Source organism: uncultured Sulfitobacter sp., assembly GCF_947497275.1.
Lineage (GTDB): Bacteria > Pseudomonadota > Alphaproteobacteria > Rhodobacterales > Rhodobacteraceae > Sulfitobacter.
Genome location: NZ_CANMFS010000024.1, coordinates 1 through 12,641 on the forward strand (window position 1 = coordinate 1; position 12,641 = coordinate 12,641).

Sequence of the window (12,641 nt, forward strand, 5' to 3'; positions counted from 1 at the left end):
CGCGCAGTTCGCTGCGCTCGCTGGATAAGTGTGCCCAACAGAAAAACGCTTCTTAAGCGAAAGATAACTTTGCGACACTACCTTCAGCTCTGGTATCTCTTTGTCCGTGTACCGGTTCCGCTTGATGTCGCGGTAGATTGTCGAGGCATCGCGGCCCAAGCGGTCCGCGATCTCAGCAATTGGCATTTTGGCTTCTAGCCACTTGGCAATCTTACGGCGTTCATCCAAACTCAGGTGAGAGTAACAGCTTCCCATTTGTCATACTCCATGCAAGGTTCTGTTTTGATACAGAATTTTCACTTCGTTTGTGAATCCGCCATACGGTCTGCCAAATGCATATAATCCACGCCGCCGTCACTCAGCACTGGCCAGGAAAAGTCCCGTCGTATTCGAACGGAAAGTGGCTTAAACGAGCACTTGGGGCGGCACGAAAGCGCCACAGGTCCATCCTCCGGTAAACCCGGTGCGGTTCAGCAAGCGTTGTGCCCGTCTTCGCTCATGCGGTGTGAGCAGTCATTCCGAATGGCGGAATATCCGTACGCTGTCCTTGCGGTAGGTGGATGGCGGCACCCCGACCACCCTGCGGAAGAAACGAGTAAAGCTGGCCATTTCAGAGAATCCGAGAGTGTCGCTGATTGTGAAGAGCGACAGATCGGTGTTTTCCAGTAGTTCTCGCGCCCGGCGCAAGCGGACATTATCGAGGATTTGGCGATAACTTGCGCCCTGTTTTGCGAGTTTGCGGTGAAACGTTCGTTCCGAAATATTGAGTGCCTGGGCCATCGCCGGGGCTCTTGGCAGGGCTTCGCGGGATTGCATCAGCAACTGATAGGTCGATTTGACGATACCGGCGGGCCGCGAGCTGGTTTCCAGCATGTTCCGGCAGAGCTTGCGGTAATTCTCGGCCAGAGAAGGGTTTGCCAGCGGCAGTGGCATTGCGCCCGCGCCCTCGGCAAAATGAAAACGGGTTCGCGGCGCACGATAGACGATTTCGGTCTGCAATCGGGCTTCGAGGTCCATCCATCCGTTCGGGCGATCCAGCGGAGTCTCGATCTGACGGATCGGCAGGTTCTTTTGCCGCATATCGCGGAAGAATGTGGGGCCCGATCCAAGCAATCGCTCCTGCATAAAATCATACAGATCTTCGGGCACGTATTGGTCGTTGGCGGTAAAGGCGACGGCGACGCCATCTTCCTCAATAAGGTCGTATTCAAGCAACGCGTAACCAAGGGCCTGCATCCGGATAAAGGTTTGCAACCCCTCGGTCACATTGCGCGAGACCAGTACAGCCAGGCCAAGCGGCCCGTATGCGATCAGGCTGTAGCGCAGCCCGGTCAGAAATCCGATCGCGGGAATGTGGCGGGTGGCGCGAACGAAAAGGCGCTGAAACTGAAGCTCTTGTTCGCCGTCGAGCGTTCCCCAGGGATCTTCGAGAATGCCCGACGCCAGCCCCGCCTCGGCGATAAGGGGCGCCAGTTCAATTCCGTGCCGTCTGAGTGTTTCGGCCATAATCCGAATGCTCTGGTTCGGGATGCGGTGGCTTTGAAGCAGTCCGACTTTCATGGCGTTCTCCTGTAACAAAGATCCCCTACAAGAAAATGGCGGAAAAAGTCAAATATTTGGCGGATTGGGTCATTCTCAACGTCTCTGCGTTCTGGGACTTTTACGGGCCTGCGGGGCTCAGAGAATGCCGGGATAAAAGAAGAATCGCGTTTTCTTCGTTGTTTTTCCGGCAAGGGCGCTGCTTTCGTAGGGGGGCGAGAGGTTGGCGTAAGAGGACAAAGCCTTGGAGGCAGTGGTAGACGGCGCAGCCGGGAAAGGCGTTTCCCTGCGGTTCTGTCGAACTGCCTAGCTGAACGCAGACACGTAGTATCTTTTGGGAGGAAACATGAAACGTCGGAATTTTTTGAAGAATGCCGGAACCGCGGCTCTGGTTACAACTCTGCCAGCGCCTTTGGTGCGGGCGGCAACACCGGATGATTTTCACATCGCGGCCATTCTGTCGTTTTCCGGGGCCTACGGGCTGATCGGCAATGACATGCGCAAAGGCGCAGAGCAGGCTGTGGCCGAACGCGGCGGCACTGTTCTGGGCAAGCCGATCCGCTTTTCCTGGGAAGACGACGAGACCAAGCCGCAACCGGCGGTGCAGAAGGCCAGCCGCCTTTTGGGTGAAGGCGCACAGATGATTTTCGGCGCGGTCAGTTCGGCCTCGACGCTGGCACTTCAAAGCCTGTCAACACAACGGAAAGTGCCGCATCTCGTGACCATCTCGGCTGATGATGCGATCACCAAGCGCGACGGTGCACCCTATTCCTTCCGCACGTCGAACACGCTTGGCATGGAAATCAACATGTCGATGGAATTCGTCAAATCGCGCGGGCTGAAAAAGATCTATGCGGTGACGGCCGACTATCAGGCGACGCGCAGCGGGTTCGAGCGTTTCGAGGAACTGGCCAAGGAAGCCGGTGTCGAGATTGTCGGCAACGACTTCGCGCCGCTGGGGAACCGGGACTATTCGGTGATCATCGACAAGATGATCCGCTCTGATGCGGATGGCATCGCGGTCATGGCAACCGGGAACGACGGTATCACTTTCGTCAAGCAAGCCGGTCAGGTTGATCTGGGCAAAGACAAGGTGATCTTTGGCCCCGTTCTTCAGGATGATATCTTTGCCGCGGCCACCGGTCCGGCCGCGCTGGGGGTGAACTCGGGCGTGCGTTATCACTACAGCGTCGACAATCCGACGAACAACGCCTTTGTCGCAGCCTATCGCGAGCAGCATGGCGAAATGCCCTCAAGCTTTGCGGGCGAGGCCTATGACGGGTTGCGCTGGTGGCTTGACGTGGTGGAACAGTCCGACAGCTGGGACGTCGAGACTTGGGTCGAGGCTTTCGCCAACAGCGTCCACGAAACCTCGGTCGAGGGGCGCAAGGAAATGCGCGCCTGCGATCATCAGGCCGCGCAGGTCGGGCTTTGGGGTGAAGTGGTCAAAGGAGAGGCCCCCTTGCCGGAATTGACCATGAAAATCAACGAAATCTTCCCTGCGGACCGTCTGTTCGACGCCTGTTGAGCAAAACGGCCGCAACTGGGCGACGGCGAATTTCGGATTCGCTGTCTGCCCGCTTTTTCGGAATAGCGCAGATATGTCTACCTTGATCATCGGGCTGAGCCTCAGCTTTCTTTTGTTTCTTCTATCGGCGGGTCTTACGCTGATCTTCGGGATGCTGGGGGTGATTAACTTCGCCCATGGCGCGCTTTATATGCTGGGCGCTTATGTCAGCTATCAGATCGTCCAGATCACCGGGTCGTTCTGGCTCGGCCTGCTGTTTGCACCGCTGATCGTCGCAGCCCTTGGCGCGCTGATCGAAATTGTGGCGCTCAAGCGGGTTTATTCGCGTGACCATATTTTCCAACTGTTGCTGACCTTTGGGTTGATCCTGGTGATTGATGACGCCACCAAACTGATCTGGGGCTTTGATTACAAACAGGTGCCGACGCCCGAGATGCTGACAGCGCCAGTGGCGCTGTTCGGCAGCCAGATCCCGTCCTATCGGCTTTTTGTTATCGCATTCGGCGCTCTCGTGTCGCTTGGGCTGTTCCTGCTGCTTGATCGGAGCAAGTGGGGCATGATCATCCGGGCGGCCAGTTCCGATGCGGATATGGCGCGGACGCTGGGCATTGATGTGAACCAGGTGCGCACCGGTGTGTTCGCGCTCGGATCCTTTCTGGCGGCTCTGGGCGGCGCGATTACCGCACCACTTGTGCCGATCGAGCTTGGCATGGGTTTCAGTGTGATTATCGACTGTTTCGTTGTCGTCATTATCGGGGGGCTGGGCAATATCCGCGGCGCGATCTTCGCCTCTCTGCTGCTCGGGATGACCCGGGCTGTGGGCTTCACCTATGCCACGGAATGGGTTGAACTTCTGACCTTCGCTCTGCTGATCGGAACGCTGATGTTCCGTCCCGAGGGCCTGTTTAGTTACAAGGGGCGTTCGGCATGACACGCAGAACTGTGGGCCAGACGCTGATGGCCGTCATCATCGCGGCGATGATCGCTATTCCCTTCTTTCTTCCCGGTGAGCAGTGGGTGAACCTCGTCAGCCTGATCCTGATCTGGGCGCTGTTCGCCATCGGCTTCGATCTCGTGTTCGGTGTGACCGGCATGTTGTCATTCGGCCACGCGGCCTTGCTCGGGTCGGGAGGCTATGCGCTGACCGTGCTGACGCTGAGCTATCAGGTCGGGTTCCTGCCCGCTCTGCTGGCCGCTGCCGTGATGGGCGCGCTGCTGGCCTTCTGTATGGGGCTCTTTGCGCTGCGGGTGTCGGGGCTGTTCTTCGCGCTGCTGACGCTGGCGCTGGCACAGATGGTGTATATCCTTGCGTCGAACAAGTTGCGCGCCCTGACCGGCGGGGTAGACGGTATTCCCGGCGTTCCGCGCCCGGATCTGTTCGGGATCAACTTCTATGACAACCGCAACTATTACGCATTTATTGTCGTCGTTTTCCTGATCGGCCTCGCGGTGATGGCGCTGCTGCGTGCCTCGCCCTTTGGTCGGGCGCTCCGCGCGGTGCAGGCCAACGATACCCGCGCCTCGCAATTGGGTCATAACGTTCACGCGCTGCGCCAGTCGGCCTTCGTGGTGTCGGGGGCCTATGCCGGGATATCGGGCGGCTTGCTGGCCTCGCTGATGTTTTACATCAGCCCGCAGATGCTGCACTGGGCCACGTCCGGCGACGTAATGATCATGACAGTGCTGGGCGGCAAGGGCACGCTGCTGGGGCCGATCCTGGGGGTGGCGGTGTTCGAATTGCTGAAAGAGGAACTGAGCCAAGTGACGCAATACTGGTACGGTATTCTTGGGCTGATCTTCATCCTAGCGACGATCTTTTTGCGCAACGGTATCGCGGGGCTGTTTCACGGACCCGATGACCAGGACCAGGGAGGCGCATCATGACGGCAGGATCGCTGAGTTGCGAGAACATCCAAGTATCCTTCGGCGGGCTGAAGGCGGTCAATGGTGTGTCCTATGATTTCAAGCCGGGCCTGCTCTATGGGCTGATCGGCCCGAACGGGGCGGGCAAGACCACGCTGATGAACGCCTTGTCAGGCCATGCCGTATTGAGCGGCGGCCGCGTTCGGCTGGACGGGCAGGACATTACCAACCTGTCGGTGCATCGGCGCACCCGCAAGGGACTGGGCCGCAGTTTTCAGATCACCAAGATATTTGCCGGCATGTCAGTGCTGGAAAATCTCCAGATCGCGGCCTTTGCCCATCGTCATCGGGTGCAGCCGTTCTGGCTGCCTGCCAGCCGCTTTGCGGCGGTTCGCGAGCAGGCCGAGCAGGTGTTGGAAGAGGTTGAATTGAGCGCGCTCGCGCATCGCCCGGCCGAATATCTTTCGCATGGGGACCAGCGTGCGCTTGAGGTCGGGCTGTCTTTGTTGAGCGAACCCAGTGTCTTGCTTCTGGACGAGCCGCTGGCGGGTGTCGGGCATGATCAGCTTGAAAAGGCGATCGGGCTGATTTCACGGATCGTGAAAGGCCGAACGGTGCTGCTGATCGAACACAACATGGATGTGGTGATGCAGGTCTCGGACGAGATCGTCGTCATGGTGCAGGGTCAGTTGCTGGCCTCGGGCAGCCCCGACGATATCCGCGGCAATGCGGAAGTGCGTGCGGCCTATCTGGGAGAAGAGGCATGACTCTGCTGGCGCTGGAGAGCTGCGACGTCTTTTATGACAAGGCGCAGGCACTACACAAGGTTTCGCTGGGAGTCGAAGCCAACGAGGTGGTTTCCCTGATCGGTCGCAATGGGGCCGGAAAAAGCACGATCCTCAAGACCTTGATCGGTCTGAACCGCGCCGCAAGTGGCCGCCGCCTGTGGAAGGGCGACGATGTGACCGCGCTGCGCGCCGATCAGCTTGGACGGCTCGGCATTGCCTATGTACCCGAGGACAGACGGATTTTCCCAAACCTTTCGGTCGAGGAAAACCTGCGGATCGCCACCTTGATGGGGCGGCAGGGCGGTTGGAACCTGGCCCGTGTCTATGATCTGTTTCCGGTTTTGCGCGAACGGAGCGCGCAGCCCGGCGATACGCTTTCGGGCGGGGAACAGCAGATGCTGGCGATTTCGCGCGGGTTGCTGACCAACCCCGAGGTGCTGTTGCTCGACGAGCCGACCGAGGGCCTGGCGCCGCTGATCGTCGACCAGCTGGTCGAGGCGATGCGCCTGATCAACGCCGAAGGCATGGCGCTGTTGCTGGTGGAGCAGAACCTTCGGGTGCCGATGAAACTGGCCCACCGACAATATGTGATTGACCACGGTGCCATCCGTTGGAGCGGGACAACTGCGGATCTGCAGGTCAACCGCGCCGAAATCGAGAAATTGATCAGCGTTTAGGGGGGCGAAATGGCAGTGACGGACATCATCAGTTTCCCGGCGCTGCCGTTCGGGCCTGTCCCGACCCAAAGCCCGGCCGCTTTTGCCGCCCGATCCATCGCGGCGGCATCAATGGCCGGTATCGCGAATAAGACCAAGCAGTGGCGGTCATTGCACCGCAGAAACGTTAGGAGGATATCATGCGTGTGATCGATTTTTTTGATCGCGGTGTTTCAATCAACCCGGACCGTGTCTGTCTGGAAGATGACGAGGTTCGTCGGACCTTCCGCGAGGTGCAGACGCGCACTTACCGTTTCGCCAATGCCATCGCAGCCGAGGGTTTCGGTAAAGGCCATATGGCTGGGATCTACAGCCCCAACTGCGTCAGCGGTTTCGAAGCGATGCTTGGCATGTTCCGTTCAGGCACGGTCTGGGTGCCGGTCAACGCCAAGAACGGCGTTGAGGAAAACGCCTATATCCTCGATCATGACGATGTCGAGATTTTGTTCTATCACAGCAGTTTTGAACCAGCGCTCGAACAGATCAAGTCGCTGTGTCCCAAGATCCAGCGGTTCATTTGCCTCGATCAGGCCGGTCCCGACTCCCCCTGTATGGAAGACTGGTTGGCCGCCGCGCCCGACACTGATCCCGACGTCAAGCTGGAACCGGACGATCTGATCGGCATTCTCTCGTCGGGCGGCACCACCGGACGGCCCAAGGGCATCTTGCTGACCCAGCTGAACTGGGCCACGTTGATCGCCAATTTCTATGCCGGCCACGATGTCGGGCCGGAACCGGTTCACCTGCTCATTTCGCCGATGACCCACGCCGCCGGAGTGATGGCGGTGGCCTTGATGGCCACGGGCACGCGCAATATCATCCTTCCAGGCTTTGACGGCGCGCGGGTGCTCGACACCATCGAGCGCGAAGGGGTTACGCATCTCTTTTTGCCACCCACGGCGATCTATATGCTGCTGTCCGAACCGGGCATCGAGGACCGCAGGTTCCCGTCGCTGCGCGGTTTCATCTATGCGGCCGCGCCGATGGCGGTGGACAAACTGCGCCAGTGCCTCAAGATTTTTGGCCCGGTGATGATGCAGAGCTTTGGCCAGGCGGAATCCCCGATGTTCTGTGCCTTGCTGACCCCGGAGGATCATCTGGTCGTGGACAACCCCGCGCTTGAACACCGTCTGGCCAGCTGCGGACGCCCCACTTTGCTGACCCCGGTGGCGATCATGGACGAGGAAGGCAATATCCTGCCGCAGGGCGAACGCGGTGAAATCGTGGTGCGCGGCAATCTGGTGATGAAGGGCTATTACAAGAATCCGGAAGCCACCAAAGAAGCTTCTGAACATGGATGGCACCACACCGGCGACGTCGGATATCTGGACGAGGACGGCTATCTCTATATCGTTGACCGCAAGAAAGACATGATCATCTCGGGCGGCTTTAATGTCTATCCATCGGAGGTCGAACAGGTGATCTGGGCGCATCCCGCTGTGCAGGACTGCGCCGTCATCGGGGTGCCCGATGAAAAATGGGGCGAGTCGGTTACTGCCGTGATCGAGCTTAAACCGGGGGCCGAAATCGACACGGACGAGATCATCAGCATCTGCAAGAAACAGCTGGGCAGCGTGAAGGCACCCAAATCCGTGGTGGTCTGGGACGAACTGCCGCGCAGCCCGGTGGGCAAGGTGCGCAAGAAAGACATCCGGGACATGTTCTGGCAGGACCAGACGCGCAAAATCTGAGGACCCGCCATGAATATCGCAGAGCTTTTGGCACAATCCGCCCGCACCTTCGACCAGCGGCCCGCAGTTTCGCTTGGCGGGGCGATCTTCTGCACGTATGGCGCGTTGCGCGACCGCGCCGCAGCACTGGCGGCCGGTCTGCGCGCGCGCGGTGTGCCTAAAGGCGGGCGCGTCGTGATCTACATGGGCAACCGTGCGGAATATATTGAAATGCTGTTCGGCATCTGGGCAGCGGGATGTGTCGCGGTGCCGGTCAACGCCAAGCTGCATCCGAACGAGGTGGATTACGTTCTGGCCAATTGCGGCGCGGCGCTGCTTTTCACCGACAATGCCGAAGAGATGGCCGGGTTTGATAAGACAGTTGCAGTGGAGAGCCCCGCTTACGCCGCCTTGATGGACGAACCAGCACCGTTCCGACCGGCGCAGGCCGCGCCGGAAGATCCGGCTTGGATTTTTTATACCTCCGGCACCACGGGACGACCCAAGGGCGCGGTGCTCAGTCACCGCAATCTCTGGGCGATGACGTTGAGTTTCCTTGCCGATATTTGTCCTCTCACCGAAGGCTCGGCGGCGTTGCATCCGGCGCCATTGTCTCATGCGGCGGGGCTGTTTGCGCTGCCATTCGTGCGGCGCGGGGCGGTCAATGTCATTCCCGAAAGCGGCGGGTTCGATCCTGATGAACTGGTGCAGTTGTTGCGCCGCTTTCCCCATTCTTCCTTCTTTGCCGCGCCAACGATGCTGAACCGTCTCACCGCTTGTTCGGGCTTGGATGACACGGCAATCGCCAATCTCGATCTCATCTTCTGTGGCGGTGCACCGATCTATGTCGAAGACCTGCGCCGCGCCCAGGATTTGCTGGGTTCGCGCATCTGGATTGGGTATGGTCAGGGCGAGGCGCCCTGCACCATCAGTTACCTGCCACCGCATATGCTGGAACCGGACATGCCCGAATCTTGGCTGGGTTCGGTTGGGATCGCCCGTTCCGGCGTCACTGTCCGGGTGGTGGACGACACGGGCACCGATTGCGACCCGGATATGCCCGGCGAAGTGATCGTATCCGGCGATGTGGTAATGGCCGGTTACTGGAACAACCCCGAGGCCACCGCATCAGCGCTGCGCGAGGGGTGGCTCTCTACCGGCGATATCGGCAGCCTCGACGCGCAAGGTGTGTTGACGCTCAAGGATCGGTCCAAGGATGTGATTATTTCCGGCGGGTCGAACATCTATCCCCGCGAGGTCGAGGAGGCGCTGTTGCGCCATCCCGGTGTGATCGAAACCAATGTGATTGGTCGGACCGATCCGGATTGGGGCGAGGAAGTTGTGGCCTTTGTGGTTGCCCAAGACGGGGTGACGGCGGAAGATCTCGACCGGTTCTGCCTTGATCAGATTGCCCGCTTCAAACGCCCCAAATCCTATCGGTTCGTCCCAGCGTTGCCAAAGAGCAGCTATGGGAAAATTCTCAAGACAGAATTGCGCCGGATGCTGGCCGAATCCGAGCCGCCACTGGAATGGACCCTGCCCAAGGCGACCTGACATGATCACTTTCGTCTTCGGCGTTGGCATGATCCCGTTTTCGAAACTTGGCGCATCCGCGCTGCATGAGGAAATGGGCGGTCCGGCTTGAGGGCGCCGGGATCGGCTTCGATGCCCTCTTCAATGGCTCCGCATGACTTCTCGTCATATGGATGGCGCATGCATGTAGTCATCAGATTAGTGCAACAGTCCCGTGGGATGCACCCCAAACCGGCTTGCAAGCTCGCTGACTTTTGCCTCGCCCTTCAGCGCTTCCAACGCAACCTTCGCCTTGAACTCCGGGTGATGTTGCTTCCGTTTCGACATCTCTGATCTCCTTCGTATTGAAGATCAGCAAACTACAAATCGCAGCTTAGGTCAGTGTCCGATTTTCGGGAGGTAGCTCACCGACCTCCGCGCTCGACCACCTAAGTCAGATCAAAAACTTCGCTTCCGATCTGCAAGTTGATCTCGTCCTGATTATCTCCGTCAACCAGCGCCCAAATAATCTGTCCTGTAGGCCGGTGGACCACAAAGGACTCCTGAACGTCATTAGCGCCCGCCGACGGCGTAGTTGTCGTATTGATCTGGAACTGCGTGCGCGTCGCGTCAGTGTCTCCGAAGACAAGCACATCACCGGCCGCTGCGTTATAGTCCTGCACCCAGTCGGATCCGTGGTCGAATATCCCTAGGTGGAAGAATTCGTCAGCGCCTCCACCACCGTTCACCCGATCATAGCCGAAGCCGCCATTGATAAAATCATCCCCGTCGCTGCCGAACAAGACGTCGCCAAGAGCACCACCCGAAAGCATATCATCGCCTGTTCCACCGACTATGGTGTCTCCGCCGAAGCCACCTGCGATAACGTCGTTACCGACATCCCCTCGTAACTCGTCGTTACCGTAGCCGCCCTGAATAAGGTCGTTACCTTCTCCGCCATAGATCACATCGCGCAGATCATCCGGCAATACGCCTCCGATGATCGTGTCATCTCCTTCATTCCCTGAGAGCGTATCGCTGCCTAGGCCGCCCTCGATCAGATCATTACCACCGCCGCCGGAAAGCTGATCGGATCCAATCCCGCCATCAAGCGTGTCGTGGCCTTCGCCACCGCTTATCCAGTCGTCGCCTGCTCCACCACTAAAGGTATCAGAGCCGTAATTACCGAAAATATAGTCATCTCCACCGAGTCCATCATAGACGGCACCTCTTTCTGCAAGGACGTACGCAAACCCGTCGGAAACGGTCGCAAAGAACACCCTGTCAGACGCATCACTACCTGCAGGTACTTCGTCATATGTCAGTGCCGCGCCATAGCTTCGATCGCCATCAGAATGGGTGCCGAAAAAGCTGGTGGCGAAAGCTTGGTGGCTGAAAAGAGAAAACTCGTCCATTACGGCGTCTTCGAACTGCGATAGTGCAATTTTCGCCTCAATAGCCATATGCTCGACCGTCCGGAACCCTTCGATAAACTCTCCGTCTTCTGACCGAACCTCATCAAGTACCGACAAGACGGCAGGAAGCGCCGTTTCCACTGCAGCGTAGAATTCTACCGCGTCTTGAGCGCTTTCGTAAAACGGCACGTGATCAAGCTCCATCGCAACAGAATGCGCGTCTGCAAAGCTTCCTATAATCGCCCCGGCAGAAAGAGTTCCAAGGTTATCGTAATATGAGTTCACCCCGCGACCGCGCTCGTCTGTGACATCGGCGTCAGCATTGTACCATGAGGCCGTGCTTAAGTCGCCCGTACCAAGCATGAACTTATAATTGGACGTAATGAGGCCGGCGCTGAGGTTTTCGTTCAGAGAATACGGCAGGCTCTCCCAATTCGCTTCTTCTAAGGAAACCCTTAGCGAGAGGTGCTCGTCGATATAGGCGCGTATCTCCTCCGTATCCAATATGTTTTCTGGCAATAAGCGTGGGTCAGTCAGCTCCGACTGATCCTCATCGTAGTAGCTGGGAACCCCATAGACCGTAAAAAAATCATGTGCTGGGATCTCTGAAGGATCTGTAGTCACTTGAATTAGGTAGCCCACTTGGGTTGGGGAGGGGATCGCCACATCGACTTCTAGTCCTGATCTCTCCAAAAACCATTCTACGGGGCTACGATAGTCCTCAGGAATGATATCATCGGTAAGCTCAATATTGCTCGTGGCGGGGCTCGATCCACCACTAGTCCAAATATGGACCCGTCCGGTCCATGTGGGCGAAATGTTGTTCCCAATATCATCGAGATCGTATGTCCCAGGTTGGCTGACGCTTTCGCTGACCAAACCGCTTACCGTTCTTGCTGGCTGATCGTCCGTTGCCTCCTCTTGATAGCTGTACTCGGCTGAAATTGTCCACCCACTGTACCCGCCATAACCCCAGAAATTGCCCTCATCAAAATAGAGATAGCCATCTTCAGTTTCGACAGCCTCAAATTCTTGCGTTGGGATCGAGGGGAAGAGATAATTCTTCTTTTCGTAGTAAACCGTATCAGCGCCATTAAAAGCAAGTGCGATTTCATGTGGTCTGCTGTCTATAAACAGAGGGTCATCCGTGCCCTCGATGCTGCTAAAATTCAGACTTTGCCCCCCGTAAGAGTAAAAATAACTGTTCACCTCGTACATACACACCTCTTTTTCGGTTGCCGATAATGCCAGGTCTTATTCCGAGCCAACCCAGAAATCCATCTCGTCTGCCGCCGTCGGCCATTCGTTCTTGCAAATCAAAAACCGCCTACAACTCTTGCAGGATAACCTTTTGGCCACAATGCGAAACTCGTGGGTTAAATGACTATTTGTAGACCATCCGAGGCAAAGCGGACCATGGCGAAGACGAAGCCAATGCTCTTTGCCCGTACAGCAGACCTTAGTGCATCACGCGACGAATGGCGGCTCTCTGCCGATTTTGTGGAAAAACACCTGTTCGCGACTGCAGCAAATGGCATTGCCAACTTGTTTGCGCCGGCATGAAAGCTGCCTGGGGGGCGTCTGTCAGGCGGTCATTTCGAGAGCGTAAC

At 57.8% G+C, this 12,641-nt stretch carries 11 protein-coding genes and 1 pseudogene; 8 read left to right on the forward strand and 4 right to left on the reverse strand.

Going from position 1 to position 12,641, the window contains the following annotated elements; all coding sequences use genetic code 11:
* Both Q1A06_RS20460 and Q1A06_RS20465 read right to left on the reverse strand, forming a co-directional pair.
* Window positions 1-255: helix-turn-helix domain-containing protein (locus tag Q1A06_RS20460; protein WP_299567970.1), on the reverse strand; the 255-nt coding region annotated here is incomplete at its 3' end.
* Window positions 256-513: 258 nt separating this feature from the next.
* On the reverse strand, window positions 514-1,560 hold the full coding sequence (locus Q1A06_RS20465) for an AraC family transcriptional regulator (RefSeq protein WP_299567971.1): 1,047 nt from the start codon (window positions 1,558-1,560) through the stop codon (window positions 514-516).
* 325 nt (window positions 1,561-1,885) lie between these two features.
* On the opposite strand from Q1A06_RS20465, the gene Q1A06_RS20470 reads away from it, so the two are divergent.
* From Q1A06_RS20470 to Q1A06_RS20500, 7 genes are all read left to right on the forward strand, one after another.
* The gene (locus Q1A06_RS20470) at window positions 1,886-3,067 is read left to right on the forward strand and encodes an ABC transporter substrate-binding protein (protein WP_299567972.1); all 1,182 of its coding nucleotides are present in this window, start codon (window positions 1,886-1,888) and stop codon (window positions 3,065-3,067) included.
* Between the two features lie 73 nt (window positions 3,068-3,140).
* Window positions 3,141-3,998: a branched-chain amino acid ABC transporter permease gene (locus Q1A06_RS20475; protein WP_299567973.1), complete on the forward strand. Its 858-nt coding sequence runs from the start codon at window positions 3,141-3,143 to the stop codon at window positions 3,996-3,998.
* Window positions 3,995-4,951 (forward strand): branched-chain amino acid ABC transporter permease, encoded by a 957-nt coding sequence (locus Q1A06_RS20480; RefSeq protein WP_299567974.1) that lies wholly within the window; start codon window positions 3,995-3,997, stop codon window positions 4,949-4,951. Before Q1A06_RS20475 ends, Q1A06_RS20480 begins: the two co-directional genes overlap by 4 nt.
* The gene (locus tag Q1A06_RS20485) at window positions 4,948-5,697 is read left to right on the forward strand and encodes an ABC transporter ATP-binding protein (RefSeq protein WP_299567975.1); all 750 of its coding nucleotides are present in this window, start codon (window positions 4,948-4,950) and stop codon (window positions 5,695-5,697) included. The genes Q1A06_RS20480 and Q1A06_RS20485 overlap by 4 nt, the downstream gene beginning before the upstream one ends.
* Entirely contained in the window at window positions 5,694-6,395 is a 702-nt protein-coding gene (locus Q1A06_RS20490) for an ABC transporter ATP-binding protein (RefSeq protein WP_299567976.1), read from the forward strand. The genes Q1A06_RS20485 and Q1A06_RS20490 overlap by 4 nt, the downstream gene beginning before the upstream one ends.
* A gap of 179 nt (window positions 6,396-6,574) precedes the next feature.
* Window positions 6,575-8,125 carry an AMP-binding protein gene (locus Q1A06_RS20495; protein ID WP_299567977.1) on the forward strand — a complete coding sequence of 517 codons (1,551 nt, stop codon included), beginning with the start codon at window positions 6,575-6,577 and terminating at the stop codon, window positions 8,123-8,125.
* A 9-nt stretch (window positions 8,126-8,134) separates the two neighbouring features.
* Complete coding sequence (locus Q1A06_RS20500; protein ID WP_299567978.1) at window positions 8,135-9,658, forward strand: AMP-binding protein; 1,524 nt, start codon at window positions 8,135-8,137, stop codon at window positions 9,656-9,658.
* Between the two features lie 192 nt (window positions 9,659-9,850).
* Here the strand turns inward: Q1A06_RS20500 and Q1A06_RS20505 are convergent.
* Together Q1A06_RS20505 and Q1A06_RS20510 are read right to left on the reverse strand one after the other, a co-directional pair.
* Window positions 9,851-9,964 (reverse strand): annotated as a pseudogene (locus Q1A06_RS20505) (transposase); the annotation flags it as partial.
* Window positions 9,965-10,065: 101 nt separating this feature from the next.
* Window positions 10,066-12,249 (reverse strand): calcium-binding protein, encoded by a 2,184-nt coding sequence (locus Q1A06_RS20510; protein WP_299567979.1) that lies wholly within the window; start codon window positions 12,247-12,249, stop codon window positions 10,066-10,068.
* Between the two features lie 198 nt (window positions 12,250-12,447).
* Here Q1A06_RS20510 and Q1A06_RS20515 point away from each other — a divergent pair, with 198 nt between their 5' ends.
* Window positions 12,448-12,594 (forward strand): hypothetical protein, encoded by a 147-nt coding sequence (locus Q1A06_RS20515; protein ID WP_299567980.1) that lies wholly within the window; start codon window positions 12,448-12,450, stop codon window positions 12,592-12,594.
* Window positions 12,595-12,641 lie beyond the last annotated feature (47 nt).

Excerpts from the sequence above, each read along its gene's own strand:
- Q1A06_RS20480 (WP_299567974.1), top strand. The coding sequence starts at position 3,995 with ATGACACGCAGAACTGTGGGCCAGACGCTGATGGCCGTCATCATCGCG.
- Q1A06_RS20495 (WP_299567977.1), top strand. The coding sequence starts at position 6,575 with ATGCGTGTGATCGATTTTTTTGATCGCGGTGTTTCAATCAACCCGGAC.
- Q1A06_RS20470 (WP_299567972.1), top strand. The coding sequence starts at position 1,886 with ATGAAACGTCGGAATTTTTTGAAGAATGCCGGAACCGCGGCTCTGGTT.
- Q1A06_RS20485 (WP_299567975.1), top strand. The coding sequence starts at position 4,948 with ATGACGGCAGGATCGCTGAGTTGCGAGAACATCCAAGTATCCTTCGGC.
- Q1A06_RS20500 (WP_299567978.1), top strand. The coding sequence starts at position 8,135 with ATGAATATCGCAGAGCTTTTGGCACAATCCGCCCGCACCTTCGACCAG.
- Q1A06_RS20475 (WP_299567973.1), top strand. The coding sequence starts at position 3,141 with ATGTCTACCTTGATCATCGGGCTGAGCCTCAGCTTTCTTTTGTTTCTT.
- Q1A06_RS20490 (WP_299567976.1), top strand. The coding sequence starts at position 5,694 with ATGACTCTGCTGGCGCTGGAGAGCTGCGACGTCTTTTATGACAAGGCG.
- Q1A06_RS20515 (WP_299567980.1), top strand. The coding sequence starts at position 12,448 with ATGGCGAAGACGAAGCCAATGCTCTTTGCCCGTACAGCAGACCTTAGT.
- Q1A06_RS20510 (WP_299567979.1), bottom strand. The coding sequence starts at position 12,249 with ATGTACGAGGTGAACAGTTATTTTTACTCTTACGGGGGGCAAAGTCTG.
- Q1A06_RS20465 (WP_299567971.1), bottom strand. The coding sequence starts at position 1,560 with ATGAAAGTCGGACTGCTTCAAAGCCACCGCATCCCGAACCAGAGCATT.